22 protein-coding genes and 2 tRNA genes are annotated in these 25,819 nt (G+C 62.9%); 16 read left to right on the top strand and 8 right to left on the bottom strand.

Annotated elements, in window-relative coordinates; genetic code table 11:
* Nucleotides 1-25: 25 nt before the first annotated feature.
* The 11 genes from PSV40_RS13650 to PSV40_RS13600 all read left to right on the top strand — a co-directional run bounded on the left by PSV40_RS13650 (nucleotide 26) and on the right by PSV40_RS13600 (nucleotide 9,318).
* Nucleotides 26-99: transfer RNA gene (locus PSV40_RS13650), tRNA-Cys, on the top strand.
* A 178-nt stretch (nucleotides 100-277) separates the two neighbouring features.
* Complete coding sequence (locus tag PSV40_RS13645; protein WP_300538512.1) at nucleotides 278-469, top strand: hypothetical protein; 192 nt, start codon at nucleotides 278-280, stop codon at nucleotides 467-469.
* A gap of 39 nt (nucleotides 470-508) precedes the next feature.
* Nucleotides 509-1,318 carry a Flp pilus assembly protein CpaB gene (gene cpaB / locus PSV40_RS13640; protein ID WP_300538509.1) on the top strand — a complete coding sequence of 270 codons (810 nt, stop codon included), beginning with the start codon at nucleotides 509-511 and terminating at the stop codon, nucleotides 1,316-1,318.
* Nucleotides 1,249-2,640: a type II and III secretion system protein family protein gene (locus tag PSV40_RS13635; RefSeq protein WP_300538506.1), complete on the top strand. Its 1,392-nt coding sequence runs from the start codon at nucleotides 1,249-1,251 to the stop codon at nucleotides 2,638-2,640. Before cpaB ends, PSV40_RS13635 begins: the two co-directional genes overlap by 70 nt.
* A 285-nt stretch (nucleotides 2,641-2,925) precedes the next feature.
* Nucleotides 2,926-3,831 carry an AAA family ATPase gene (locus PSV40_RS13630; RefSeq protein ID WP_300538503.1) on the top strand — a complete coding sequence of 302 codons (906 nt, stop codon included), beginning with the start codon at nucleotides 2,926-2,928 and terminating at the stop codon, nucleotides 3,829-3,831.
* Between the two features lie 33 nt (nucleotides 3,832-3,864).
* Nucleotides 3,865-5,211 (top strand): CpaF family protein, encoded by a 1,347-nt coding sequence (locus tag PSV40_RS13625; protein ID WP_300538501.1) that lies wholly within the window; start codon nucleotides 3,865-3,867, stop codon nucleotides 5,209-5,211.
* A gap of 1 nt (nucleotide 5,212) precedes the next feature.
* Nucleotides 5,213-6,184, top strand: coding sequence for a type II secretion system F family protein (locus PSV40_RS13620; RefSeq protein ID WP_300538498.1), 972 nt, complete (start codon nucleotides 5,213-5,215; stop codon nucleotides 6,182-6,184).
* A 4-nt stretch (nucleotides 6,185-6,188) separates the two neighbouring features.
* Complete coding sequence (locus tag PSV40_RS13615) at nucleotides 6,189-7,133, top strand: type II secretion system F family protein (RefSeq protein ID WP_300538495.1); 945 nt, start codon at nucleotides 6,189-6,191, stop codon at nucleotides 7,131-7,133.
* Nucleotides 7,134-7,183: 50 nt separating this feature from the next.
* On the top strand, nucleotides 7,184-8,401 hold the full coding sequence (locus PSV40_RS13610; RefSeq protein ID WP_300538491.1) for a pilus assembly protein TadG-related protein: 1,218 nt from the start codon (nucleotides 7,184-7,186) through the stop codon (nucleotides 8,399-8,401).
* Entirely contained in the window at nucleotides 8,398-8,865 is a 468-nt protein-coding gene (locus PSV40_RS13605; RefSeq protein WP_300538488.1) for a TadE/TadG family type IV pilus assembly protein, read from the top strand. The genes PSV40_RS13610 and PSV40_RS13605 overlap by 4 nt, the downstream gene beginning before the upstream one ends.
* A gap of 12 nt (nucleotides 8,866-8,877) precedes the next feature.
* On the top strand, nucleotides 8,878-9,318 hold the full coding sequence (locus PSV40_RS13600) for a TadE/TadG family type IV pilus assembly protein (RefSeq protein WP_300538486.1): 441 nt from the start codon (nucleotides 8,878-8,880) through the stop codon (nucleotides 9,316-9,318).
* Between the two features lie 7 nt (nucleotides 9,319-9,325).
* On the opposite strand, the gene PSV40_RS13595 is transcribed toward PSV40_RS13600, so the two are convergent.
* Nucleotides 9,326-10,531 carry an MASE3 domain-containing protein gene (locus PSV40_RS13595; RefSeq protein ID WP_300538483.1) on the bottom strand — a complete coding sequence of 402 codons (1,206 nt, stop codon included), beginning with the start codon at nucleotides 10,529-10,531 and terminating at the stop codon, nucleotides 9,326-9,328.
* A gap of 498 nt (nucleotides 10,532-11,029) precedes the next feature.
* Nucleotides 11,030-11,114, bottom strand: a tRNA-Leu gene (locus PSV40_RS13590).
* A 253-nt stretch (nucleotides 11,115-11,367) separates the two neighbouring features.
* On the opposite strand from PSV40_RS13590, the gene PSV40_RS13585 reads away from it, so the two are divergent.
* Nucleotides 11,368-12,006, top strand: a complete 639-nt coding sequence (locus tag PSV40_RS13585; protein ID WP_300538480.1) for a DUF6806 family protein — start codon at nucleotides 11,368-11,370, stop codon at nucleotides 12,004-12,006.
* Here the strand turns inward: PSV40_RS13585 and PSV40_RS13580 are convergent.
* Complete coding sequence (locus PSV40_RS13580; protein ID WP_300538478.1) at nucleotides 12,003-12,683, bottom strand: TetR family transcriptional regulator; 681 nt, start codon at nucleotides 12,681-12,683, stop codon at nucleotides 12,003-12,005. The genes PSV40_RS13585 and PSV40_RS13580 overlap by 4 nt on opposite strands.
* 192 nt (nucleotides 12,684-12,875) lie before the next feature.
* Between PSV40_RS13580 and PSV40_RS13575 the strand changes: the two genes are divergently transcribed.
* The 3 genes from PSV40_RS13575 to PSV40_RS13565 are packed head-to-tail and all read left to right on the top strand — an operon-like array spanning nucleotide 12,876 to nucleotide 18,828.
* Entirely contained in the window at nucleotides 12,876-14,165 is a 1,290-nt protein-coding gene (locus PSV40_RS13575; RefSeq protein WP_300538803.1) for an efflux RND transporter periplasmic adaptor subunit, read from the top strand.
* Nucleotides 14,166-14,177: 12 nt separating this feature from the next.
* Nucleotides 14,178-17,354, top strand: a complete 3,177-nt coding sequence (locus tag PSV40_RS13570) for an efflux RND transporter permease subunit (protein WP_300538475.1) — start codon at nucleotides 14,178-14,180, stop codon at nucleotides 17,352-17,354.
* Nucleotides 17,347-18,828, top strand: coding sequence for an efflux transporter outer membrane subunit (locus tag PSV40_RS13565; protein ID WP_300538472.1), 1,482 nt, complete (start codon nucleotides 17,347-17,349; stop codon nucleotides 18,826-18,828). The genes PSV40_RS13570 and PSV40_RS13565 overlap by 8 nt, the downstream gene beginning before the upstream one ends.
* A gap of 419 nt (nucleotides 18,829-19,247) precedes the next feature.
* Here the strand turns inward: PSV40_RS13565 and murI are convergent, their stop codons facing one another.
* The 4 genes from murI to PSV40_RS13545 form a co-directional block, all read right to left on the bottom strand.
* Nucleotides 19,248-20,078 carry a glutamate racemase gene (gene murI, locus PSV40_RS13560; RefSeq protein ID WP_300538470.1) on the bottom strand — a complete coding sequence of 277 codons (831 nt, stop codon included), beginning with the start codon at nucleotides 20,076-20,078 and terminating at the stop codon, nucleotides 19,248-19,250.
* Between the two features lie 2 nt (nucleotides 20,079-20,080).
* Nucleotides 20,081-21,634 (bottom strand): fumarate hydratase, encoded by a 1,554-nt coding sequence (locus tag PSV40_RS13555; RefSeq protein WP_300538467.1) that lies wholly within the window; start codon nucleotides 21,632-21,634, stop codon nucleotides 20,081-20,083.
* A 139-nt stretch (nucleotides 21,635-21,773) separates the two neighbouring features.
* Nucleotides 21,774-21,902 (bottom strand): hypothetical protein, encoded by a 129-nt coding sequence (locus PSV40_RS13550; RefSeq protein ID WP_300538466.1) that lies wholly within the window; start codon nucleotides 21,900-21,902, stop codon nucleotides 21,774-21,776.
* 41 nt (nucleotides 21,903-21,943) lie between these two features.
* Complete coding sequence (locus PSV40_RS13545) at nucleotides 21,944-23,656, bottom strand: hybrid sensor histidine kinase/response regulator (RefSeq protein WP_300538462.1); 1,713 nt, start codon at nucleotides 23,654-23,656, stop codon at nucleotides 21,944-21,946.
* 284 nt (nucleotides 23,657-23,940) lie between these two features.
* Here PSV40_RS13545 and fumC point away from each other — a divergent pair, with 284 nt between their 5' ends.
* Nucleotides 23,941-25,326, top strand: a complete 1,386-nt coding sequence (gene fumC, locus PSV40_RS13540) for a class II fumarate hydratase (RefSeq protein WP_300538459.1) — start codon at nucleotides 23,941-23,943, stop codon at nucleotides 25,324-25,326.
* A 136-nt stretch (nucleotides 25,327-25,462) separates the two neighbouring features.
* Here the strand turns inward: fumC and PSV40_RS13535 are convergent, their stop codons facing one another.
* Nucleotides 25,463-25,810, bottom strand: coding sequence for a Na+/H+ antiporter subunit G (locus PSV40_RS13535; protein WP_300538456.1), 348 nt, complete (start codon nucleotides 25,808-25,810; stop codon nucleotides 25,463-25,465).
* Between the last annotated feature and the right edge of the window lie 9 nt (nucleotides 25,811-25,819).

Here is a 25,819-nt window from a genome sequence, read left to right as displayed (position 1 = left end):
GTTCTGCTGGAAGCAGACAGATTACGGCGCGGTAACAAAGCGGTTATGTACCGGATTGCAAATCCGAGTAGGTCGGTTCGACTCCGGCCCGCGCCTCCAGAAAATTGATTCGATTTCAATCATGAAGGCCTCGTCAAAGCAACTGACGAGGCTTTTTTTTGTTCCCGTAACGATAAATGACATAGATCAATTGAAATGACATGGATCAGTTGAAATTGTTAATTCTTTTGTACCATGATATGGAAGATACTTTTTTTAACAATCAGGAGAGATGTTGATGAACCAACTCCAAAAGGCCAAGACTGTTTTTTTTAAAGTGCAGCGCGGCATTACCACCATTGAGTACATTCTTTTGGCCGTGATCATTGCTGGCATCATCACGGTGACACTGGTGACCCCTCTTGAAACCGGCTTGGCTGCGGGATTCAAAGATCTGTGCAACAAGATCGTTGCCGGCACCTGCACATGATCTGATTTTTTCTCACGGTCTTCACAGTCTTTTTGTCGGATGCAGCTCAATAAAAAAATAGTCTTGCTGGTTTCCGCCCTTGTCGGTCTTGTGGCGACGCTGTTGATGATGAAAGTGATTGAAACCCGCTCGAGCCTGTCGATGGTTTCCGTGGTGGTGGCCAGGGAGAATCTGGACCAGGGCGCCGTGATTGAAGCGCGGCAGGTTCAGCGGGCGGACTGGCCGGCCAGCACGGCGCCACCGGACGCCTATCGATCCATTGAAGACGTCACGCAACGGATGGTCAGATCGGACATCGTGGCAGGGGAGCTCCTGCTGCCTGGAAAGCTCTGGCCCCTGGGTAGCAAAGGGGGGCTGTTTGACCTCATTTCTCCGGGCAGCCGGGCGGTGTCTGTCAAGGTCAATGACGTGGCGGGGCTGGATGCTGATTCCCTGGTTGGCGCCTATGTGGATATCCTGCTTTCCACGCGCGACGACAATAACCAGCCGATTTCCAGAATGGTTCTGCAGCACGTTCAGGTGTTGTCTGTTCCTCAAGCGCCGGCGAGTGCGTCAGGCCAGAAGAACACGGCACGGCGTGCCGTCACTGCGGTGACGCTGCAGGTGTCGCCTCAGGACGCCGAGCGTCTTGATTTGGCGCGCAGCATTGGCAGCCTGACCCTGGCATTGCGCAACCAGGGTGATCTGCTGAGCTCCCATCCTCAGGGGGCGGGTAAAGACAGCCTGATCCCGTCGTCTCCCGTTGCTGCGACAAACAGCACGGGCGAACGCTCCGCGCCATGGACGCCCCCACCCACCCAGCCGGCGATAGAGGTTATTCGCGGACTTCAAAAACAGGCAGCGCCATGAGAATTCAACGTGCACGCCAATGGATAGCCGGTGCCCTGACGCTGGGCTTTGTCCTGGTCGGGTATGGACAAACTCCTGCCGACCCTGTGCAGGCGCGCCAGTTGCGTCTGGTCGCAGGCAAGTCGACCATCTATACCTTGCCCGCAAGTTACCGACGGGTGTCCGTTGGCAACCCCGAGGTGGCGGACGTGATTCCACTCGAAGGGCGCGAGATCTATCTGTTGGGCAAGAAGGCCGGGACCACGAATTTGTCGGTCTGGCCGGCCAGCGGCGCACCGCAAGTGATCGATCTTCAGGTGGAACTGGACACCTCTGCATTGCAGGCCAATTTCAGGCTGTGGATGCCGTCAGAGCAGAATTTGCGCGTGGCTTCTTCGGGCGACGCCATTGTGTTGTCGGGCCAGTTGACCGACGCGGCCAGAATCAAGCAAGCCATCGATATGGTGGAGCAATCGACGGGCAGCAAGAAAATCATCAATTTGCTGACCAGCGCTTCGGTGCCCCAGGTTCTTCTGGAGGTCAAGATTGCCGAAGTCTCCAAAGTGATCTCCGATCGCCTGGGGGCAAACGTCAACGCAAGAACGGGCGGGCCGCGTCCCATCTCCTTGCTGGCTGACTTCCTGACCGGGGCTTCCGGGGTCGTCAAGGCCGTCAGTGGCGGGACAAGCCTGTCCCTGGATGCCGAGCGAAAGAGGGGTTTGATCAAGATTCTGGCCGAGCCTTCGATTCTTGCGCTGAGCGGACAGGAAGGGTCGTTCCTGGCAGGGGGGAAAATATTCATTCCCGTGCCGCAGTCATCCACGACGGGCACCAATGCCATTTTGCTGCAGGAGCGGGAGTACGGTGTGGGCCTGAAATTTCTGCCGACGGTGATGCCAGGGGGGCAGATCCAGCTCAAGGTCACACCGGAGGTGTCGGAGTTGTCCGTGACCGGAACCACCATCAAGGCGGATGGGCAAGTCAGCAGTGTGTTGCCAACCATCACAACGCGGCGGACTTCCACGACGGTGCAACTGCAGGATGGTCAGAGTTTTGCGATCGGTGGCCTGATCAAAAACAATGTGAACGCTTCCGTTTCCGAATTCCCTCTGCTTGGAGAGATTCCCATCCTGGGCGCCTTGTTCCGCAGCAGTGATTTTCAAAATGACCGCAGTGAACTGGTTTTTGTGGTGACGGTGCATCTTGTCAATCCCGAAACCCGTGTCATTGCCTTGCCGACCGACAGCTACCAGCCGCCTGGGCGTTTTGAGTTGATGATGGAAGGAAAGCTGGAGAAGACGCCTTCACCTGCTGTCCCCGCCCCATCTTCGACAACGCCCTAGGCAGGAGAGACCAGGCCTATGCGGGTCCATCTTTTGTCCGCGAATCCGTCCTCAGCCGCGTCGCTTGAGCCGCTGGTTCGCCAGCACAGTCGTGTCACGAGTTTTGCCGCAAGCGTTGTCGAGGCTGCGCATTGGGCGGCCACGGCCCGTGACATGCCTGCAGTGGATGTACTGATTCTGGACGACCTGATTACGCAGACCACCGATGTGACAGAGCTGCAAGCCCTGGTAAAAAAGAATCCGGACCAACTGATCCTGCTTTTGTGGCGCGATGGCGACACCCAGTTGCTGATCAAGGCGATGGATGCCGGGGTGGCAGAGGTGGTGCGCTGGCCGGTCCGCCCGGAAGATTTTCTCCATGCTCTGCAAAAATGCGATCAAAAGCACTATGGCTACGAAGGCAAGGACCGTCATGCACGCCTGATCGCCGTATTGCCCTGCAAAGGTGGTAGCGGCGCCACCTTTGTGGCCACCAATCTGGCGTATGCACTGGCCACCGAGTTCAACAGGAAGACGCTGCTGGTCGACCTGGATCTGCAATACGGCGATGCGTCTTTTGCGATGACTGAAATGCTTAATCCCCTTAATGTGGTGACGGTGGCCGGGCAGGAGGCGGACGATGATGCCTACCTGATGGCCGCCTGTTTCCCGCTGGGCAAGAATTTGTTCCTGCTCCAGTCTCCCGCTGATGTGGAGCAAGCCGCCCGCTTGAAGCCCGACCAGCTGGAGCGCTTGCTCAGGCAGTGCGAGCGTCTGTTTGATGTGGTGGTTCTCGATCTCGATAAAAAAATAGATGCCTTGTTCATGAAGGCGCTTGATCACGCCAACGACATCCTGCAGATCATGCAGGCCCAGATTCCCGACCTGCGCAACCTGCACAAGCAATCCCATTTTTTGAACCAGCTCGGTTACCCGAGTCAGAAAATCCACGTTGTGCTCAACCGTGCAGGTCTTTTCGGCGATCTGGAGCGACGCGTGGAGCATGAACTCAAAGGCAGGAACTATTTCCGCATTCCCGATGACGCTGACAAGGCGCTTCTGGCCGGTACCACGGGCGAGCCGATTCTTTTGCTGGCCCCACGGAGCCCTGCCAGCCGGGCATTGATCGCGCTGGCGGCGTCGCTGCTGGCAGTGCCTGTGGCTGAACCCGGATTGCTCGAACGGGTTCGCGAATTCATTTTCGAGCCCTGATTTGATGCCTTCGGGATATTCAGGAAGGACCCCATGACACTTCGTGATGTGTTGAGCCGAATGAGCGCGGATGCCCCAGGCAGGCTTCCCGGAGCGTCGGCCGCCGCCTCGTCACTTGACCGGGACGGGCTCAGGGCTTCCGTCCATGAAAAACTGTTAGACCAGCTCAATCTGGGCGCCCTGGCGCATCTCTCGCCAGAGCAGATCAAGCACTCCCTGAAAGAAGTGATTGAAGCCATTCTGCTCGAAGAAAAACAGATTCTTCCCCAGCAGGAGAGGGAGCGTCTGATCGTCGAAATACAGCAGGAAGTGACGGGTCTGGGGCCGCTGGAGCCCCTGTTGGCCGACCCCACGGTGTCCGACATTCTTGTGAATAACTGCCACGAGGTCTATGTCGAGAGGCAGGGACGGCTTGAGTTGACTCCGGTGAAATTCAGCGATGACCTGCATTTGCTCAAGATCATCGACAAAATCGTCTCGCGTGTCGGTCGTCGCATTGATGAGTCCAGCCCCATGGTGGACGCCAGGCTGCCCGATGGTTCCCGGGTCAACGCCATCATTCCACCGCTGGCGCTCGATGGCCCGGTCCTGTCGATTCGACGCTTTTCCGTCAAACCCCTGGACATGCAGGCGCTGCTGGACAACGGGACCCTGAACCCCAAGATGCTGCAATTGCTGACGGCCATGGTGCTGGGCAAGTGCAACATCCTGATTTCTGGCGGGACGGGCAGTGGCAAGACAACCTTGTTGAACGCCTTGAGCAGTTTTATCTCCAAAGCGGAACGCGTCATCACCATTGAGGACGCGGCTGAATTGCAACTGCAGCAAGCGCATGTTGTTCGTCTGGAGACGCGCCCGCCGAATATCGAAGGCAAGGGGAAAATCAGCCAGCGCGATCTTCTTCAGAACGCATTGCGCATGCGTCCTGATCGCATCATTGTTGGCGAAGTCCGTGGCAGCGAGGTGATAGACATGCTGCAAGCCATGAACACCGGCCATGAAGGGTCGATGACCACCGTGCATGCGAACTCACCCGGCGATGCCCTGATACGGCTCGAGAATATCGTCGCACTCGCGGGACTCAACGTGCCCTATCTGCCGCTGCGGCAGCAGATGGTTGCGGCATTTCATGCCGTGATCCAGATTGCGCGCCTCAGCGATGGCAAGAGAAAAATCGTGAGTATCCAGGAGATCACCGGCCTCACGGGCGAAACCATCACCATGCAGGAAATCTTCAGGTTCCAGCCCACCGGTCTTGCCGCCGATGGACGCGTGAACGGTTACTTCATGGCCACCGGCGTGATTCCCGGGTTTCTGGAGCGACTCCAGATGCGTGGGGCCGGGTTGTCGCCGGATGTCTTTGTCAACGATCACGCATGACATGAATCTGAAAATCGCGTTGCCCGTATTGCTGTTTTTCTGCACGTTTGTCGCGCTGTACGCCGCTTACCTGTTGTGGCAGGAGACCCGAAGCCGGCGTGCACAACGCTTCATGAGTCGCCTTGAACAGGGCGCGGCCCAGGCCGATCTGTCGCAGCCCCAATTCCTGCGCCGAGGGCAGACAAGAAAAGCCCTGTTGGAGGGGCTGATCCGGCGCAACTCATGGGCTGGGAAACTGGACGCACTGCGCAATCAGGCGGGTTTGCACCTGGCGTCCGGAACACTGACGCAGTTCACCTTGATCGGCGCGGCGCTTGGCGAGGCCATCTTGTGGCTGTCCGGCCTTCGCGGCTGGTTTCTTGGACTTGCCTGGCTGGTCGCCATGAGCATGCCCCTGGGCTGGCTTTTCTGGCTGCGAGCCAGGCGCTGTCAGGCCATCGAGCGCCAGTTGCCGGGCGCACTTGACGGAATGATTCGAAGCTTGCAGGTGGGGCAGGCCTTGTCGTCTGTTTGGGGGGCCTTGGCGCACGAACTGCCCATGCCGCTGCAGGAAGAGTTTTATCGCGTGCATGAACAACTGCAGTTCGGGGAGTCGATTGACCGCGCCCTGGAAAATCTGGCCAGCCGCAGCCCCAGCGCCGACCTCAAGTTTTTTGTGACGGCCCTGCGCATTCAGCATCAGAGCGGAGGAAACCTGGTGCAGTTGTTGGGCGATCAAGCGTCCCTCTTGCGCGAAAGGCAGGAGCTCCGGGGGAAAATTCATGCGCTGTCGTCCGAGGCCCGCCTGTCCGCCTGGATTCTGGGCGTGTTGCCTTTCATTGTGGCCGGCGGCATGCTGATCCTGTCTCCCGGGCAGCTCTCGCTGTTGTGGAACACCCCGTCAGGCCTCACGCTTCTGAAAATTGGGGTGGCGCTGCAAGCTGCCGGTATTTTCTGGCTTTGGCGACTGGTTCAACCGGACGCGAGAGCTTGACGCCATGACTGTCGATTGGCTGATCATGGGCTTGCTCGGATTCGGTTTTCTGGCGAGCACGGCATGGATGTATGTCCTGTTGGTCTGGTGGCAGTCAAAAGCCGCCGAGCAGCGGCTGCGCAATCTGAAAGAGCAGTATTCACCTTTGAACTCACCCGCTCCGGAGGGCGGGCTTTTGAGGTCATCGCTTGAAGCGAAAACCAGCGCGGGCCTCTGGCCGGTTTTGCTGTCCTCGCGTGCACGCCGCCAACTGATTTTTGCGGGGTTTTATGACGCGGACGACGCCAGGCATTTTTTGTTGTTGCGGCTGGCTTGCGCATTGCTGGGCGCTGCGCTGACCGGCTTTGTTCTCCTGCAGCGTCAGGACCCGGGGTTCGCGCCTGACGCGGCGGTGACTGTCCTGAAAATGACGGGGGCAGGCATCGCGGCTTTTTTTGTGCCTTATTTTTTGTTGCTGCGGATAGCGAATTCGGCACAACAAGCCGTCCAGATACATTTCGCCAATGCGCTGGACCTGATACGTGTTTGTGTCGAAGCTGGCATGAGTCTTGACGCGGCATTGAACCGGGTGGGTCAGGAGTTCGAGAACAACAGCGCCTTGCTGCACCATGCTTTCCAGGCCGTGAGCCTGAAAATTCAGGCCGGCGCTTCGCACACCCAGGCCTTGGCCGACCTGCCGCGTTTTCTGAATCTGGATGAAATGGCCCCCTTGGTGAGCAGCCTGCTTCAATCCGAGAAGCTGGGCACCAGCATGGCCACCACATTAAAGACCTATTCGCACGAGTTGCGTATCCGCAAGCGTTTGCGTGCGGAGGAAATGAGCGGAAAACTTCAGACCAAGCTGCTGTTCCCTCTGATTTTCTGCCTGCTTCCAGCGTTGCTCATCATCCTGATGGGGCCGGCGATTCTGTCGCTGAGAAGCCTGTTTCAGACAGGCGCGGGCGGATGACCTTGGCGCGACCCTGTCGATGGCGATGTGCGTCACGCGGCCAGCGGGGATTGGCGACGTTGATCGTTCTTTTGTTGCTTCCGGCCATGCTCTTGATGCTCGGCATGGCGGTGGATGCCAGCCAGATGTTTCTCCAGCGCCGGCAGGTGCAGGCTGCGGCGGACATGGCGGCCCTGGCCGCCACTTTCCAGATTCTGAGGGAGCAGGCCGGCACCGTCGTCGCGGCCGGATTGAGTGATGCCGCGGCCAATGGGTTTACCGGCGATGCAACTACCACGGTCGATATTTCCTCGCCCCCCGCATCGGGCGCCTACATGGGCGTCGACCTGCACTCGCAAGCGACGGTTGCGCATGACGTGGATCTGTTGTTCCTGCACATGCTGGGCTTGGGCAATCCGAGGGTCCAGGCCACGGCGACGTCCGTCGGGCGCCGATCATCCTGTATTTTCCAGATCGACCCCGGTTCCAACACGAGTGCGATGTCGCTGTCGAATTCGGCGATGATTCAGGCGCCTGACTGCAATGTCCAGGTCAACTCGCTGGCTGCAAACGCCCTGGCCCTGGCCAAATCCGCGACGCTCGCGGCGCACTCCGTTCGGGTTCGCGGCAATGTCAGTCTGGGCAATGGCGCGGCGGTCACGCCTGCGCCGGTGACGGGCGCTCCCTTGCTCGGCGATCCGCTGACCGATCTTCCCGAGCCCATTCCGGGCACTTGCATCGCGACCAGCCTCGTGGTGGCGACGGCCGTCACGCTTTCTCCCGGGACCTATTGCGGCGGCATCACAGCCAACAGTGGTGCCGACATCACCTTGCTGCCCGGGCTTTACATCCTGTATGGGGGTGGTTTGTCTTTCAGGGCCGGTACGCGCATTCAGGGCCAGGGCGTGACCCTCTTCAACACCTTTGCCAGCACGCCAAAGCTGCTGCAGCACGGAAGCATCCAGATGAACGCGGGGACCGTGGCCGGGCTGTCGGCGCCAGGCAGCGGGGTCTACGCAGGCATTCTTTTTTTTGAAACACGTTCTGTGCCATTGAATACCTACTGGCACATGTTCAACGGGCCGGCGACCAACAGCCTGGTCGGCGCCATTTATCTGCCGAAATCGGCGCTGCAATTCCTGGGTGCATACAGCGGGTGTGCCAACAGTGCGTCGCCCCACCTGTCACTGATCGCCAGCACCGTGCATGTTTCGGGCTGTCTTCGGGTGAATTTCTCCAATCGTCTGGCTGCTCCGGCCACGCGGCAAATGGTGCGCCTGGTCGAATGATGCAAGCGCGCAGAACCCAATCAGGCCTGGTCGCGCTGGAGCTGGCGCTGCTGGCGCCCGTCCTTGTCCTGATGGCCGTTGGCGTTTACAGCGTGACCCTGGCGGTCCCGGTCAAAGCCACCCTGGCGGAGGCTGTCCGCGCCGGCGCCCAATGGGCGGGGCAGGGTGTTTCGCAGGGCGATGATTTTGCCGCCGTTGAGGCCGCGGTCCGCGCCAACCTCGGCAGCGTTTCGACCCCGGTGGTGGTTGAGATTGCGCAGAGCTGCGTCTGTCCCGCGTCGCCCGGTCCCGGCTTGTCGACCGTGGATTGTGGCTCGGGCGTCTGCAGCGGCAATGGCGCCGATACCCGGCCCTGGTCTTACCTGAGCATCACGGCGCAAACACCTCATGCCTTGAGCTGGCGCGCGCCCGGCTGGCCTGAATTCCTGACCCTGGAAGCCGGGATCAAGCTTCGCCTGGATTGAGGCGGCCTGGCCATGCAACACCATGACCCCGCCCGCCTGTGCCAACGCTTCCGTGCGAGACAGGGGGGAAGCCTTGTCGTCGAACTGGTGTTGGTCTTGCCCGTCCTGCTGCTGTTTGTGTTTATCTCCATCGAGATGAGCCGCATGGTCTGGAGTTACGCCACCCTCATGCACGCCACGCGGGAAGGCGCGCGTTTTGCGCTGGTCCGCGGCCAGGATTCACCGGCGCCTGCCAGCCTCGAGGATATCCGGCAGAAAGTACTTTTTTACGCCGTTGGCCTGGATACCGGGCGCGTGGTGGTCGATGTGCTGCCTGCCTGGCCTGCCGGCAGCTCGCCAGGCGCCGTTTTTCGCGTGCAGGCAAGCTATGAGTTTGTCTTCGTCTGGCCGTCCATTATTTCGCTGAGTCCTGTCCAGATGCAGGCCAGCTCGGAAATGTCCGTTTCCCAATGAGCGGGGCTCAAGCGCGGGCCTGCTGGCGGCGGAGTTGTTCCAGCAGGCGGTCCCGCTCGGCCTCCACGGCCTTCTGGGCAGTCGTGTCGCGCAGCAACTGAACAAACAGGTCTTGTTCACGCTGCCCAAGCAGAGGCGCCACATTGCATTCAATGGTTCGCGCGCCATGCTTGACCAGAATATCCATCACGAAGCGTTCCCTTGATTTCAACAAGGCGTTACAGACGGGGCATTTCTCCTGCGGCAGCTGCGCGTCATGAAACAGCAAGTGGCTGGAGCTTCCACGCAGTTGTTCTGCTGTGCTACCCACCAGCATGGCTGCGGCACGATTGGCTTCCAGGATGATGCCGTCTGCGCTCACGACCAGGGTCGGGTCGGGGACGGCGTCGTAGGTGTTGGCCGCGCTCGCCAGCATCTCAAACGGCTTGCGCAGCGTGGTTTCAATCAGGGCCAGGTAGATGAACCAGTAGGCAAAAAACTTGAGTACATGGCCGAGCAGATTGGCGGGGGCGTTGATGTCTACATACAGCGTGAGTGCAAACTCCGACAGCATCATCGTGAAAATGGCCGCTGTCATGCCCCATAAAAGGGGGCGGGGCATGCTCTGGCGATTCCGCCACAGCCGCCAGCCGCTGGCGGCCAGCACCACAATGATGGCGTATTCCGTGTAAATCTTGAAGGCCGTCAGTCCCTGGCCTTCAACATAACAGTCGGGAAACCAGCCATAGCCGATGCTGGCCACCCCCAGGCCAACCAGCAGTGCCAGAGCTGCATGCAGGCGCGCAAATGAAAGTTCCCGCCGCAGATAGTAAGGCGCAAGCAACAATCCGGCCGCTTGCAGCGAGCGGGCAAGTACCCAGAATTGGGTGGCGGTATTGGAGCTTTGGAAAGGCGTGAGAGTCATGCCCTTGTAAGTGACCATGTGCAGCAGGTCCACGACGGCGCACCAGCCAATCAGGGACGCGACAAAGACCAGATAGTTGTTTTTGGTGAAGCGCCGCGATGTGGCGACCACAATCAGCGCCGTCGACGCAATGACAATGGAAAACAGTTCCGCAAAAACGTGGAAAAAAAGGTAGCTGAACGCGGTGCCTGCGACAGCGATGGCCGACAGCACCAGTGGCAGCAAGAAGGCGTCTGCCAGGGCTTTGAGCTTTCGACCGAGCGGGCTTTTGATGCCCAGCTCGGCAAGGACTGGCGGTTTTTCTAGCATTCAAGACCTCATGGCTGTATTTTTATCGGGGTCACCCCACGGATACTAGTGCAGTGCTGCCTGCTTGAGGGAATAAATATAAGCGATGAATTTTGAGACAGGGCAAGGCGCAAACCAAAGCGATACCCGCAGGTGTCGCATGGGTTTGCAACGCAGCCATGGCGCACCCGCCAGTCAGGGATACGACAAACACCACAAACGGCTTTTTGTGAAATGCCGTGACAGGGGTGCAACAACCAAGGCCGTCGTGGCAATGAAGATGGAGAACATCTCGGTCACAACGTGGAACAACAGTGAGCCAATGGTGATGCCCGCGACGGCGATGAGCGACATCGCCAGTGGTGGAAGGAGGGTGCAGGGGCTTGCCGCCCCAGGCGGACATCCGTCATCCCGTGCTGGCTGGGGTTGGGCTGATCGAGGGCTCACACGCCATCCTGAAAAGAGGCAGAAAATTACTGTTCCAGGGAGCCGGAAATGCCAGAAAACGGAGGTTGAAAATGGTGCCCCGAGCCGGAATCGAACCGGCACGACTTGCGTCCCGGGATTTTAAGTCCCGTATGTCTACCTATTTCATCATCGGGGCGGGTTCTCCCTGTAGATTATAGGGTGCGCCATTGCTGCGCTGCGTCCAGCACCAGAGGCTGAAAACCAGCATGGGAACGCTCCCACGGTCAGAGTGAATCCCCCTACAATGAGCGTTTCGCGTGGTGCCTGTCCGTGCGACATGGGACAGAATTTCGGTCCTGGCACCCTCCTGCCGAGTCACGCCGCGCTACCTGACAAGTACCGCCATTGAAAGGCCTTCACAAGGGCCGCAACTGGTTAAGATAGATTCCATGGCCCGCTACACCACCCCTCCTTTCGAAATACACGTCCACGGCGAAGTGCCGTTGCGTGAGGATGTCGGCTTTGAGCAACTGCAGGAAGCCCTGAAGCCGCTCTGGAAATACGCGGGCGCCAAGTCGCTGGCAGACGGTGCCGCCAGCGCCTATGAGGAAGAACCCGGCATACGCTTCGATGTCCACCAGCATCTGCTGCAACTGTGCTGGACGGTTCCCGGTGACGAGGATTTCCGGCAGGTGCTCGACGAGGTCTGCATGGCCCTGAACGAGCTGTCCGCCAGCGGTGCGCCCCTCGAGGTCACTTTCTACGACGCGGATTTTGACGAGGATGAGGAGCCCGACGGCGAAGAGGCCCGGGACGACTTTGCGATGTATTTTGTCGGTCCCACGCCGGCTGCCATCATGCAGGTCCAGCGCGATCTGCTGGTGCAGGACATGATCGGCCTGATGGAGCGTCATTTTGATGCCTCCGAACTCGGCGATGTGGTGTCCGCTGTCGACAAGTTGTTCGAGCAGCGTTTTGATGCGCTGGTCAGTTCCATGCAACTGGGCAGGCCTCCGCGCGGAATGGGTGGCCCCCAAGGTGGCTCCGGCCACGGCGGCGGCGGACGCAAGCCGCGGCATCTGCACTAAGACGGAGCCGCCCCGTCCTTGCCTGTGCCGGGAAATCCCAGCCCGCGCAGATAGACCTCCACCACGTCCCGTCCCAGGGACACCAGATCGAAGTCGGCGCTTTCCAGCAACCAGCTCTGGATCAGGCCGTCGATGATGGCATGCAGGCCCTGCGCCGCCGCAGCGGCCGGAACCGGCAGTTCCCGCGCATGGTGCCGGGCGGCCGCTTGCAAACCCCGTTCAACCTGCGCCAGAAAGTCGCTCCGGCTCTTCAGGTGACGCAGCCGCAACGCCTGGAGCTCGCCGACATATTCCACCTTGTGGGTGGCCACTTCGAAGACACGGCGCGTCTGCGGGTCGCTGGCGATACGCAGCAGCGCAGCAGCCACGCCGTTGCGAATGCGTGCCAGCGGGTCGGCGTACCCCCTTGGCGCCTCTTCTTGTCCCCCTTGCTCCTCTTGCCCCAGCTGGTTCTGGAAGGACTGTTCCAGGGGCAGGGTGACCCGTTCCATCATCGCGTTGAAGAGATCGGCCTTGTCCTTGAAGTGCCAGTAGACCGCGCCGCGGGTCGCCCCTGCCCGCCGGGCGATGTCCTGCAAGCTGGTGCGCGAGACGCCCTGCGCCTGGAACAGGTGCTCGGCCGCATCGAGCAGCTTGTGGCGGGTGGCCAGGGCTTCTTCTTTGGTTCGTCGGACCATGCTTCTCCAGAAAACAGATTTTTAAGAGGGTGGATTTATACATTCACAAATGTATGTAAACTATAACACTCGCAAAAACCCTTACTCTTTTGCCTTTCGTCCGATGGGGCCGCGTGACCATTGCCATCAAGGTTGCCATCGAGGACCCACGTTTTGCGCTTTACTCCAGAAAATTCGAGGATCAGCATGCCCATGTCCCGCGTCAAGCCGCCCTTTGCGGCGCTCCCCTCCAGCCATCATCAGCGGCTGGTGGCCCTTGCGATGTTGTCCCTGCTTCTCGCCGGCTGCGGCAAGGGCGCCAGCCAGGCACCCGCCGCTCCTCCGCCTGCGCAGGTGGGGGTGGTGACCGTGACCCAGGGCGATGTGGGGCTGGTGACCGAGCTGCCCGGCCGGCTCGAGGCCTCCCGCGTGGCGCAGGTGCGGGCGCGCGCCGCCGGCATTTTGCAAAAACGGCTGTTTCGTGAAGGCAGTGACGTGAAAGCCGGGCAGCCGCTGTTCAGCATAGATGCCGCGCCCTACGCCGCCGCGGTGGCCAGCGCCAAAGCCGGTCAGGCCCGTGCCGAAGCCAATCTGGCGCAGGCCACGGCACTGGCGCAGCGCTACAAGCCGCTGGTGGAGGCCAACGCCATCAGCAAGCAGGAGTTCGCGAACGCAGTGGCGGCGGAAAAGCAGGCCGAAGCTGACGTGGCCGTGGGCAAGGCCAATGTGCAGACCGCCAGCATCAACCTCGGTTATGCCTCGGTGACCGCCCCGATCTCGGGCCGCATCGGTCGCGCCCTGGTGACGGAAGGTGCGCTGGTCGGGCAGGGCGACGCAACCCAGCTCGCGGTGATCCAGCAGATCCACCCCATGTACGTCAACTTCACGCAGTCGGCCTCGGATGTGATGAAGCTGCGCGCTGCCATGGACAGCGGCCAGTTCAAGCGCGCCAGCGGCGGTGATGCGGCCAGCGTGCGCATCGTGCTCGAGGACGGCACGGAGTATGCACGTCCCGGCCGCTTGCTGTTTTCGGACCTGACGGTCGACGCCACCACCGGTCAGATCACCCTGCGCGCCGAGGTGCCCAACCCGAGCGGCCAGTTGCTGCCCGGCCTGTTCGTGCGGGTGCGCCTGGAGCAGGCGCAGGCCACCAACGCCATGACCCTGCCGCAGCAGGCCGTCACGCGTTCGGGACAGGGCGACACGGTCATGGTGGTCGATGCCGAAGGCAAGGTCTCGCCGCGACCGGTGAAAATCGGTTCCGCCAAAGGCAACCAGTGGGTGATCCTCGAGGGGCTGAAAACCGGCGAGCAGGTCATGGTCGACGGTTTCCAGAAACTGCGCCCCGGCGCCAGCGTCAAGCCCGTGCCCTGGCAGCCCGCAGGCGCAGCGCCCGCTGGTGCGGCTTCAGCGCCGGCCGCCGCAACTGCCTCCGCGCCGGCGGCACCAAGTGCACCAGTTGCAGCGTCCGCCGCGCCTGCTGCCTCCGCAGCCGCCAAATAAGGAGCGCACTGCATGGCCAAGTTTTTTATTGATCGGCCTATCTTTGCCTGGGTGATCGCGCTTTTCATCATCGTGATGGGCAGCGTGGCCATCACGCAGCTGCCGATCTCCCAGTACCCGCCGGTGGCGCCGCCGTCGATTGTCATCAATGCCTCCTACCCCGGCGCCTCGGCCCAGACGCTGGAGGACAGCGTGCTGTCGGTGATCGAGCGCGAGATGAACGGCTCGCCCGGCCTGATCTACATGGAGTCGGTGGCGCAGGCCAACGGCACCGGCAGCATCACCATCAGTTTCCAGCCCGGCACCAATGCCGACCTGGCCCAGGTGGACGTGCAGAACCGCCTGTCGCGCGCCACACCGCGCCTGCCGCAGGCCGTGACGCAGCAGGGCGTGCGTGTCGACAAGTCGCGCTCGAACTTCCTGATGTTCACCATGCTCTCGTCGACCAACCCGGCCTTCGATCCGATCGCGCTGGGCGACTACGCGTCACGCAACGTCGTGCCGGAATTGCAGCGCCTGCCCGGCATCGGCCAGGCCCAGCTGTTCGGCTCCGAACGCGCCATGCGCATCTGGATCGATCCGGCCAGGCTCTCGGGCTTCAACCTGTCATCCGCCGAGGTCACCGCCGCCATCCGCGCGCAGAACGCGCAGGTGTCGTCGGGCACGATCGGTGACCTGCCCAACGTGGCGGGCCAGGGCATCGCCGCCACCGTGGTGGTCAACGGCCAGCTGTCCGATGTCGGGCAGTTCGGCAACATCATCCTGCGCGCCAACACCGACGGTTCGGCCGTGCGCCTCAAGGACGTGGCGCGCATCGAGCTCGGCGGCCAGGCCTATGCGACCTCGGCGCGGCTCAATGGCAAGCCGGCGGTCGGTATCGGCCTGCAGCTGTCGCCCAGCGGCAACGCCCTGGCGTCCGCTAAAGCCGTGCGCGAGAAGATGGCCGAGCTGGAGCGGTATTTCCCGCAGGGCGTGAGCTGGACCATTCCCTACGACAGCTCGCGGTTTGTGCAGATCTCGATCTCGCAGGTCGCCGTGACGCTGCTTGAAGCCGTGGCGCTGGTGTTTCTCGTGATGTTCCTGTTCCTGCAGAACTGGCGCTACACCGTGATTCCGACCATCGTCGTGCCGATTTCGCTGCTGGGAACATTCGGGACGCTGCTGGCCCTGGGTTTTTCGATCAACGTGCTGACCATGTTCGGCATGGTGCTGGTGATCGGCATCGTGGTGGATGACGCGATCGTGGTGGTCGAGAACGTCGAGCGCATCATGAGCGAGGAGGGGCTGTCCCCGCTGGAAGCCACGCGCAAGGCGATGCGGCAGATCTCGGGCGCCATCATCGGCGTGACCGTGGTGCTGATTTCGGTGTTTGTGCCTCTCGCCTTTTTTGCCGGCTCGACCGGCAACATCTATCGCCAGTTCTCGGCGGTGATGGTGGCGTCAATCGGTTTTTCTGCCTTCATGGCGCTGTCCCTCACCCCGGCCCTGTGCGCGACCTTGCTCAAGCCTGTGGAAGCGGGCCACCACCACGAAAAGCGCGGCTTTTTCGGCTGGTTCAACCGCAGCTTTTCACGCACCGCCAAGGGGTATGAAAGCATGGTCGCCCGTGTGCTCAAGCGGGCTGCGCGTTACCTGATCATCTACGTGGCCATCATCGCCGCGGTGGCGGTGGTCTACACCCGGCTGCCAACGTCTTTCCTGCCCGGCGAAGACCAGGGCACCATGCTGGTCAACGTTCAGCTGCCGCCCGGTGCGACCCAGGACCGGACGCTGGCTGTCATGCAGCAGGTCGAGGCCTACATCCTCAAGCAGCCCGAAGTGCAAAGCATGGTCGGTGTGCTGGGCTTCAGCTTTTCGGGCCAGGGCCAGAATGCGGCGCTGGCGTTTGTCACGCTCAAGGACTGGTCCGAGCGCGCAGGTCCCGGCCAGTCGGCCGAGGCGCTGGCGGGCCGGGCCTTCGGCGCCTTGTCCGGCATCCGCGATGCGTTCATCTTTCCGCTGAGCCCGCCGCCCATTCCCGAGCTGGGAACAGCCAGCGGCTTCACCTTCCGCCTGCAGGACCGGGCAGGGGCCGGGCACGAGGCGCTGGTCAACGCACGCAACCAGATGCTGGGCATGGCCGGCAAGAGCCCGGTGCTGGCGCAGGTGCGCCCGGACGGCCTGGAAGACGGTCCGCAATTGCAGATCGACATTGACCGCGACAAGGCCAATGCGCTGGGCGTGTCCTTCGACGCGATCAACAGCACGCTGTCCACGGCGCTGGGCTCCAGCTATGTGAACGACTTCCCCAACCAGGGCCGCCTGCAGCGCGTGGTGGTGCAGGCCGATGCGCCGGCGCGCATGCAGCCGGACGATCTGTTGCGGCTCAATGCGAGCAACAGCCAGGGCCGGCCGGTGCCGCTGTCGGCCTTTGCGAGCACGCGCTGGGTGACCGGTGCGCAGCAGACGATTCGCTACAACGGTTATCCGGCGATGCGTATTTCGGGTGCCGCCGCGCCGGGCTACAGCTCGGGCGCGGCCATGGCCGAGATGGAAAAGCTGGCCGGCCAGCTGCCCGCCGGCTTTGGTTTCGAGTGGACCGGCCAGTCGCGCGAGGAAAAACTCGCCGGCTCGCGGGCGCTGATTCTCTACGGCTTTGCCATCCTCGCGGTGTTCCTGTGCCTGGCCGCACTTTATGAAAGCTGGACCATTCCGCTGGCCGTGATCATGGTGGTGCCGCTGGGCGTGCTCGGCGTGCTGCTGGCCACGCTGCTGCGCGCCTACTCGAACGACGTGTATTTCCAGGTCGGCCTGATCACCATCATCGGCCTGTCGGCGAAGAACGCGATCCTGATCATCGAGTTTGCGAAAGACCTGGAGGCGCAGGGCAAGAGCGCCATCGAATCGGCGCTGGCCGCCGCCCACTTGCGGTTCCGGCCCATCGTGATGACCTCGCTGGCCTTCATGATGGGTGTGTTGCCGCTGGCGCTGGCCACCGGCGCCGGCTCGGCCAGCCAGCGCGCCATCGGCACTGGTGTGATCGGCGGCATGATCACCGGGACCGCACTGGCCGTGATTTTTGTACCGGTCTTTTTTGTCGTGGTGCGCAGCCTGTTCAAAAGCAGCGAGCGGCAGCGAAAAATGTATTCCGACCACGCCAAGGCGGCTGGTTTTGACGGAGATGGAAATGAAGGCAAAGCCCATGACTAAGACCCGGCTGACGCAGGTGCTGATGCTGAGCGCAGTCGCGCTGGCGGCGGGCTGCTCGATGGCGCCAAAATATGAACGCCCCGAGGCCCCGGTCGCGACCGACTGGCCGGGTCTGCGTCTCGCACGTTCGCTCGCCGTCGCCCCGACCACGGCCTCGACCGCCGTGCAGACCACCGCGGCGGCCGACATCGAGTGGCAGAGTTTTTTCAGCGATCCCAAGCTGCGGCTGCTGATCGAGGCGGCGCTGCGCAACAACCGTGACCTGCGCATCGCGGTGCTCAACATCGAGCAGGCGCGGGCGCAGTTCCAGATCCGGCGCGCCGACCAGTTCCCGACCGTGGGAGCGGCGGCCACCGGCTCGCGGCAGCCCAATGCCAGCGGCAATGGCAGCATCTCCAGCGTCTACACCGCCGGCCTGGCCATGACCTCGTACGAGATTGATTTCTTCGGCCGCGTCGCCAGCCTCAAGGACGCCGCGCTGGCGCAGTACCTGGCGACCGAGGAGGGCCGCAAGACCACCCAGATCAGCCTGATCGCGACGGTGGCCAACACCTGGCTGAGCCTGTTGGCCGCCGAGGAGCTGCTGACGATCACGCAGCAGACACTGGCCACGCGCGAGGACTCCTTCAAGCTCAGCCAGCTGCGTTTTGACAATGGTGCCACGTCCGAGCTGGACCTGCGCCAGGCCGAGTCGCTGACCGAGGCGGCCCGCATCAGCCTGGCGCAGCTGCAACGCCAGCGCGCGCTCAATGAAAACCTGCTGACGCTGCTGCTGGGCCAGCCGCTGACCGGCGAGCTGGCGGCGGCGCTGCCGGCCGGCCAGGCGCTGGCCGATGCGCCGCTGATGGTGGACGTGCCCGCGGGCCTGCCTTCGGACCTGCTGACCAAACGCCCCGACATTCGCCAGGCCGAGCAACAACTGCTGGCCGCGAATGCCAACATCGGCGCGGCGCGTGCCGCGTTTTTCCCGCGCATTTCGCTGACGGCTTCGGCTGGCAGTGTCAGCAACCACCTGTCGGGGCTGTTCGAAAGCGGCACCTACGGCTGGACCCTGGCGCCGCAGCTGTTTCTGCCGCTGTTCGACGCCGGTCGCAACCGCGCCGGGCTGGACTCGGCCAATGTCGGGCGCGACATTGCGGTGGCGCAGTACGAAAAGGCGATTCAGACCGCGTTCCGCGAAGTGGCCGACGCGCTGGCCGGCCGTGCCACGCTGGGTGAGCAGCTGCGCGCGCAGCAGGCCCAGGCCAGCGCCGAAACCACCCGCTTCAAGCTCTCGGACCTGCGTTACCAGAACGGCATAACCAGCCAGCTCGACCTGCTGGACGCACAGCGCTCCCTGTTTGCGGCCAGGCAAGCGGTGGTGCAGACGCGGCTGCTGCAGTTGCAGAACCAGGTCACGCTGTACAAGACGCTCGGTGGGGGCTGGAAAGAGCCGGTGGCGGCTGCGGCAGCAGCGGGCACCACCACGCCCTGACCGTCCTATTGATTTTTTCCAAGGATACGACAGTGACCTGGACTGCTCTCACCCTCGCCCTCCGGGAGAGGGTCGGGGTGAGGGATTGAGCGTTCCGACTGTCCAGAGTTTTGAAACGCTCAATAGACCGGCATAGGCCGCGCTGCCACTGCGGGCGGCGCTGGGCGAAGGTCAGGTTTTCGTAACTACTCAGGTCGTCTGGGCTGGTTTGACTCCCTCTCCCCCTGGGAGAGGGCGGGGGTGAGGGCTGGCGGTCTGTGCAGAGAGCTATCGCAAGTTGGGGCTTGCTGGCCCTCACCCCAACCCTCTCCCACAGGGCGAGGGGGCAAGAAAGGCATGCTGCATGCAGTGTTCTGAGTAGTTACAGGTTTTCGAGTGTTTTATGCCTCCAGCCCTTGATAAGCCTGCGCGGACTGCTCTTAAAAGTGTAGCGTTCCGACGGGGCCGTCAAGCTGCAGCCAGCGCTGCGCAGCGGCTTGCAGGTGGGCCGCCTGCCCGGTGCTGAACAGGCTGATCCGCCCCGGCGTGCTGTCTGCCGCGCCTGGCGGGACGGCGCCCGCCAGCCGCAGGCGGGTTTGCCGGGCTACCGCCTCGCCGGTGTCCACCAGTTGCACATCGGGCCCGACCAGTTCACCCAGCACGGCACTGGCAAACGGGTAATGCGTGCAGCCCAGCACCAGCGTGTCGATCTCCCCGTCTTTCAAGCCAAATTGGCCCATGGCCCTTGTGTGGCGGGCGCAGGCAGCTATTATTTCAGTAGCGGTTTGAGAGTTTTGCGCGTTGGCCACACCGCGCTCGATCGCGTCGGCCAAGCCGTCGCAGGGCTGCAGCACAAACTCGGCCTGCGTCGCCAGGCTGCCCAGCAAAGCCCGGAAGCGGCTGCTGCCCAACGTGCTGCGTGTGGCCATGACGCCGATGCGCCGGGTCTTGCTGAGCGCAGCTGCGGGCTTGAGGGCCGGCTCCACCCCAATGATGGGCAACTGGGGATGCTCGGCGCGCAGCAGGTCGATGGCCGCCGCCGTGGCCGTGTTGCAGGCGATCACCAGCGCCTGCACGCCCTGGTCCAGCAGATGCGTGGTGAGGGCGCGCGAGCGGGCGATCACATGGGCCTCGTCCCGCTCGCCATAGGGTGCGTGGCCGCTATCGGCGATGTAGAGGAAGTTGGCATGCGGCAGTTCGGCGCGCAGCGCCTTGAGGACGCTGAGGCCGCCGATGCCGCTGTCAAAAATTCCGACAGACCCTGCACGCACAACTAGGCGGCCGCGACCGCGATGCCCTTGAACTCGCCCGTGGCAATCTTTTTCTGCCACTCGGCCGGGCCGGTGATGTGGGCGCTGGTGCCGCCGGAATCCACCGCCACGGTCACCGGCATGTCGACCACGTCGAACTCGTAAATCGCTTCCATGCCGAGGTCTGCGAAACCGACGACGGTGGCGCTCTTGATGGCCTTGCTGACGAGGTAGGCGGCGCCGCCGACGGCCATCAGGTAGGCGCTTTTGTGTTTCTTGATGGCCTCGATCGCGACCGGGCCGCGTTCGGCCTTGCCGATCATGGAGATCAGGCCGGTCTGCGACAACATCATTTCGGTGAAACCGTCCATGCGGGTGGCCGTGGTCGGGCCGGCGGGGCCGACCGCCTCGCCGGCGACCGGGTCCACCGGGCCCACGTAATAAATCACGCGGTTGGTGAAGTCCACCGGCAGCTTTTCGCCCCTGGCCAGCATGTCGGCAATCCGCTTGTGCGCGGCGTCGCGGCCGGTCAGCATCTTGCCGGACAGCAGCAGGGTCTGGCCGGGCTTCCAGCTGGCCACCTCGGCGGGGGTCAGCGTGTCGAGGTTGACCTTCTGGCTCTTCACGTAGTCGGGCGTCCAGTTGACGTTGGGCCACAGGTCCAGGCTGGGCGGGTCCAGATACACCGGGCCGCTGCCGTCCATCACGAAGTGCGCGTGGCGCGTGGCGGCGCAGTTGGGAATCATCGCGACCGGCTTGCTGGCCGCGTGGGTCGGGTACATCTGGATCTTGACGTCGAGCACCGTGGTCAGGCCGCCCAGGCCCTGCGCGCCTATGCCCAGTGCGTTGACCTTCTCGAACAGTTCCAGCCGCAGCGCCTCAACCTTGCTGAGTTCGGCACCCGAGGCCGCCTTGGCCTGCAGCTCGTACATGTCGAGGTCGTCCATCAGGCTTTCCTTGGCCATCAGCACGGCTTTTTCGGCGGTGCCGCCAATGCCTATGCCCAGCATGCCGGGCGGGCACCAGCCGGCGCCCATGGTCGGCACGGTCTTGAGCACCCAGTCGACGATGGAGTCGCCGGGGTTGAGCATGGCCAGCTTGCTTTTGTTTTCGCTGCCGCCGCCCTTGGCCGCCACGGTGACTTGCACCGTGTTGCCGGGAACGATCTCGGTGAAGATCACCGCCGGCGTGTTGTCTTTCGTGTTCTTGCGGTCGAACTGCGGGTCGGCCACCACCGATGCGCGCAGCGTGTTGTCGGGGTGGTTGTAGCCGCGCCGAACACCTTCATTGATGGCGTCGTCGAGGCTGCCGGTGAAGCCGCCCCAGCGCACGTCCATGCCGACTTTCAGGAACACGTTGACGATGCCGGTGTCCTGGCAGATCGGGCGATGCCCGGTCGCGCTCATCTTGCTGTTGGTCAGGATCTGCGCAATCGCATCCTTGGCCGCCGGGCTCTGCTCACGCTCGTAGGCGCGCGCCAGGTGGGCAATGTAGTCGGCCGGGTGGTAGTAGCTGATGAACTGCAGGGCGGCGGCAACGGATTCGATGAGGTCGGCTTGTTGGATGATGGTGGTCATGGTCTTGAGAGGGTGATGCAGGGGGCCACCGGATTATCCCAGACGCCGCCGGACGGCGGCAACGAAACCACTGAAATGGTGTTCCGGCTCGCCCTGTCCGCAGGGCGTGCCCGTGGTCGGCAAGCAGGTGATTTCAGCGTCAACAGCCCGATCGCGACGCGTCCGGGCGCTTGCGGGCCGCCTCCATCAGTCCGCACAGGGCAAAGGCTGGCGTCGCGCCGACTTCCACCGCGGTCTGCCGTGGCGACAGGAGCGTGGGATCGAGCATGCGCGGATTGTCCATGGCCCCGTCGGCAGTGATCGCAGCTGTCACCCTGCAGGCAAGTGCGGGCCGCACCCTGCAGCCGGATGCTGCTTCCCACGGGTTTCGTTTTGTGACTGCGGCGCTGCGCCCTCAGCACTCTCCGCGTCCAGTGCGCAGGCGGGAAAACAGAGATGGACTGCGGTGCCCACCCCGACCTGGCTTTCGATGGCGATGTCGCCGCCAAGCTGCTGCATGAACGCACAGACCTGCGCCAAGCCCAGGCCTGTCCCTTCTTCCCCCTTGGTCGTGAAGAAGGGTTCCAGCGCGTGCTGCCGGACCTCCTGCGTCATGCCTTTGCCATTGTCGCGAACCGTCACGCACACGGACTGCTTGCGGAGCACGTCGGCCGGCAGGTGCAGGTCGCTGGTGGCGATGTTGCTGGTTTGCACGGTGATGAGGCCCTGGCCTTCGATCGCGTGGCGGGCGTTGACCACCAGGTTGATCAGCGCCGTGTCCAGCTGCGTCCGGTCCAGCCGGCACAGGTGCGATCCCTTCCCCGGCTCGAACACGACCTTGCACTGGCTGCCAGCGGCGTTCTCCAGCAGTGGCAGCACCGCCGGGACGGCTGCGTTCAGGTCCCAGCACGCGACCTGGAGATGGCGCTTGCGGCCGAACGACATCAACCGCTGGGTGATCGCGGCGCCGTTGTCCACCGCCCGCACGGCCCGGTCGAGCGCGGCCTGGATGCGTGCATCGCCGGTGCCGAGCCTGCGAATGAGCGCGATGTTCGTCGCCAGGATTCCCAGGATGTTCCTGAAGTCATGGGCAAGGCTGCCGGTGAGCTGCCCCAGGGCTTCCATTTTCTCCATCTGCAGAATCCGATCCTGCCGGCGCCGGCGCTCCAGCCGCGCGTGCATATACCTGCGCAACCCGAAGAGGATGGCGGCGAGCAGCAGCGACAGGCCGACGCCGCTGGCAATCGCCAGGGTTTGCCAGGCGGCGAGCTGCTTCGTCATGTTCTGCATCCGCGCGACCACCAGGGGCACACCTTCCAGCGCCGCGTAGTTAACCAGACGCGGGTAGGAGGCCACGGCCGCCGGCGTCAGGGCTGCGCCCCAACCCGCTTGCGTGAGGTAGTCTTTGAACAGGGGCAGGTGCGCATAGCTCTCGCCCACCCGCCCGAACGTGCCGGGGTACTGGGCCAGCAGTTTCCCGTTGCGATGGAAGAGGAGAATGTCGCCTTCCTCGCGCAGTCCCACCTCCTCGTACAGCCTGGAGAAGTACTCGAGCTGGATCGACGCCACCGAGACGCCGCGAAAGCCGGCGCCGCTTCCGATTCTTCGCGTCACGGTCACAACCCAGCCCGAGCCGGAGCGGCTCCAGAGGGGCCCCGACACAGCCGTCTCGGGCGGGTCGGCCTGCAGGTACTGCCGAAAGTAGTGCTGGTCGGCAAGAGACACTTCCGGTGCGCGGGGATAGTTGCTGTCGTGCTGGATCTCGCCATCGGGGCCGATCACGTAGAGGGCGTGCACATATGGCATGGTGGACACGCGCCTGTCCATCTCGTCGCGGAATCTCCTGTCGTGCCGGCCGGGGCGCTCGCGCTCCAGCGTTCTGGCCAGATCGAGCAGCGCGTTGTCGATGGCATTGAGGGTGCTAGCCGTGTGCGCCTGCAAAAGCGCAGTTATCGCGGCCCCCCGCAACTTGGCGTCCTGGATGTCGCCCTGCCTCTTGTTCCAGAGCAGCAGGGCCGTGACGGCTACCAGGGCCAGCCACAAAGCGATTGCGGCTGCCAGGATGGACCCCGCGCTTGACCATGGGGCCAGCCCAAAACGGAACCCCCCCTTCCCGTCGCGATGTAGCGGCTTTAACATGGGTGGATCGTAGGGGGGTTCCGCCGCGCCGTTGCGCAACTTGTTGGAGCCGACTTGATATAGATCAGCTTTTACGGGGAGCGTCACAGAACGTACCGTCTTCCCGCAGCGGACCAGCAGGCAACCGCAAGTTTGGTACAGTGGCCGCCGGGGTTTATTGACAACGTGACAAGGCAGCGAGTCCAGCCATGAAGACACGGATCGAACGCGATACTTTCGGCGCTTTGGAGGTTCCGGCGGACAGGCTCTGGGGTGCACAGACCCAGCGCTCGCTGCAGAACTTCGACATCTCCGGCGAGTTGCAGCCGCGCGAGATCATCCGGGCGCTGGCGCAGGTCAAGCGGGCTTCGGCCAGCGTCAACCTGGCCCTGGGCCTGCTCGACGGCAAGAAGGCGCTGGCCATCATGGCGGCGGCCGACGAGGTGATCGCCGGGCAGCACGCCGGCGAGTTTCCGCTGGTGGTCTGGCAGACCGGCTCGGGCACGCAGAGCAACATGAATGTCAACGAGGTGCTGGCCAACCGCGCCAGCGTGCTGCTGGGCGGTGAGCGCGGCGAAAACCGGCTGGTGCATCCGAACGACGAGGTCAACCGCAGCCAGTCGTCCAACGATGTGTTTCCGACCGCCATGCATGTGGCGGCGGTGGATGCCATCACGCACCGGCTGCTGCCGGCCATCGACAAGCTGCACGCCACGCTGGCGCAGAAGGCGCGTGATTTTGACGGCATCGTCAAGATAGGCCGCACCCATCTGCAGGATGCCACGCCGTTGACGCTGGGCCAGGAGTTCTCGGGCTACGTGGCGCAACTCGCGCACGGGCAGCAGCACCTGAGGGCCGCTTTGCCGCATCTGTGCGAGCTGGCGCTGGGCGGCACGGCCGTCGGCACCGGCCTGAACGCGCCCAAGGGGTATGCCGAACAGGCGGCGGCCGAACTGGCGCGCCTGACCGGCCTGCCGTTTGTGACGGCACCGAACAAGTTCGAGGCCCTGGCCTCCTGCGACGCGCTGGTCCATGCGCACGGCGCGCTCAAGACCCTGGCCGCCAGTCTGATGAAAATTGCCAACGATGTGCGCTGGCTGGCCAGCGGCCCGCGCAGCGGCATCGGCGAGCTGTCGATTCCCGAAAACGAACCGGGCTCGTCCATCATGCCGGGCAAGGTCAACCCGACGCAGAGCGAAGCCGTGACCATGCTGTGCTGTCAGGTGTTCGGCAACGACGTGGCCATCAACATGGGCGGCGCCTCGGGCAATTTCGAGCTCAATGTGTTCCGGCCCATGATCGCGCACAACTTCCTGCAGAGCGTGCGCCTGCTGGCCGACGGCATGGTCAGTTTCAACGACCACTGCGCTGTCGGCATTGAGCCGAATCGTGAGCGCATCGCCGAACTGGTGGACCGCTCGCTGATGCTGGTGACGGCGCTCAACCCGCACATCGGTTACGACAAGGCGGCTTTCATCGCCAAGAAGGCGCACAAGGAGGGAAGCAGCCTGCGCGATGCGGCCATTGCCTCCGGCCATGTGACGGCAGAACAGTTTGACCAGTGGGTCGTGCCGGGCAGCATGACCGGGCTTTGAGTGTCCGAGCCGCTAAATTGCTATCTAATTGATAGCTGTCTGCGCAGGTAGGACAAGGGCTACGGGCCGATTTGTCACATAACCAGAGCGTTGGGCGTCACTTTTCTTCCAGCGCAACAGCGCCGACCGCGCAGCCTCAGGACGGACGGCGCTCGGGCACCACGTCGTCAGGGACCGGGGCCTTGCCCGGCAGGCGCAGGTGCAGTGCTGCCTGCGCCATCATGTTGGCCGACACCGGCGCGGTCACGAAGACAAACAGCGTGATCAGCAGTTCCGCGAAGCCGGCCCGTCCCTGAGCCGCCGCGAGGATCATGCTGGCCAGCAGCACGCCACCCACACCCAGCGTGGAAGCCTTGGTGGGCGCATGCAGGCGCATGAAAAAGTCTGGCAGGCGTACCAGGCCGATCGCGCCGACCAGCGAGAAGAAGGCCGCGACCAGCAGGAAAAAGGCGGCCAGCCATTCAGCGACAGGATGAAGTCCCATGGTCATGCC

Source organism: Polaromonas sp., assembly GCF_029945925.1.
Taxonomy (GTDB): domain Bacteria; phylum Pseudomonadota; class Gammaproteobacteria; order Burkholderiales; family Burkholderiaceae_C; genus Polaromonas.
The sequence above is the reverse complement of the archived record's forward strand: the minus strand, read 5'-3'. Positions and strand labels throughout refer to the sequence as shown.

Bases quoted from the DNA above. Each gene is read 5' to 3' on its own strand.
- PSV40_RS13645 (WP_300538512.1), top strand. From the start codon at position 278: ATGAACCAACTCCAAAAGGCCAAGACTGTTTTTTTTAAAGTGCAGCGC.
- cpaB (WP_300538509.1), top strand. From the start codon at position 509: ATGCAGCTCAATAAAAAAATAGTCTTGCTGGTTTCCGCCCTTGTCGGT.
- PSV40_RS13635 (WP_300538506.1), top strand. From the start codon at position 1,249: ATGGACGCCCCCACCCACCCAGCCGGCGATAGAGGTTATTCGCGGACT.
- PSV40_RS13625 (WP_300538501.1), top strand. From the start codon at position 3,865: ATGACACTTCGTGATGTGTTGAGCCGAATGAGCGCGGATGCCCCAGGC.
- PSV40_RS13620 (WP_300538498.1), top strand. From the start codon at position 5,213: ATGAATCTGAAAATCGCGTTGCCCGTATTGCTGTTTTTCTGCACGTTT.
- PSV40_RS13615 (WP_300538495.1), top strand. From the start codon at position 6,189: ATGACTGTCGATTGGCTGATCATGGGCTTGCTCGGATTCGGTTTTCTG.
- PSV40_RS13605 (WP_300538488.1), top strand. From the start codon at position 8,398: ATGATGCAAGCGCGCAGAACCCAATCAGGCCTGGTCGCGCTGGAGCTG.
- PSV40_RS13600 (WP_300538486.1), top strand. From the start codon at position 8,878: ATGCAACACCATGACCCCGCCCGCCTGTGCCAACGCTTCCGTGCGAGA.
- PSV40_RS13595 (WP_300538483.1), bottom strand. From the start codon at position 10,531: ATGCTAGAAAAACCGCCAGTCCTTGCCGAGCTGGGCATCAAAAGCCCG.
- PSV40_RS13585 (WP_300538480.1), top strand. From the start codon at position 11,368: ATGGCCCGCTACACCACCCCTCCTTTCGAAATACACGTCCACGGCGAA.
- PSV40_RS13580 (WP_300538478.1), bottom strand. From the start codon at position 12,683: ATGGTCCGACGAACCAAAGAAGAAGCCCTGGCCACCCGCCACAAGCTG.
- PSV40_RS13575 (WP_300538803.1), top strand. From the start codon at position 12,876: ATGTCCCGCGTCAAGCCGCCCTTTGCGGCGCTCCCCTCCAGCCATCAT.
- PSV40_RS13570 (WP_300538475.1), top strand. From the start codon at position 14,178: ATGGCCAAGTTTTTTATTGATCGGCCTATCTTTGCCTGGGTGATCGCG.
- PSV40_RS13565 (WP_300538472.1), top strand. From the start codon at position 17,347: ATGACTAAGACCCGGCTGACGCAGGTGCTGATGCTGAGCGCAGTCGCG.
- PSV40_RS13555 (WP_300538467.1), bottom strand. From the start codon at position 21,634: ATGACCACCATCATCCAACAAGCCGACCTCATCGAATCCGTTGCCGCC.
- PSV40_RS13550 (WP_300538466.1), bottom strand. From the start codon at position 21,902: ATGCTCGATCCCACGCTCCTGTCGCCACGGCAGACCGCGGTGGAAGTC.
- fumC (WP_300538459.1), top strand. From the start codon at position 23,941: ATGAAGACACGGATCGAACGCGATACTTTCGGCGCTTTGGAGGTTCCG.
- PSV40_RS13535 (WP_300538456.1), bottom strand. From the start codon at position 25,810: ATGGGACTTCATCCTGTCGCTGAATGGCTGGCCGCCTTTTTCCTGCTG.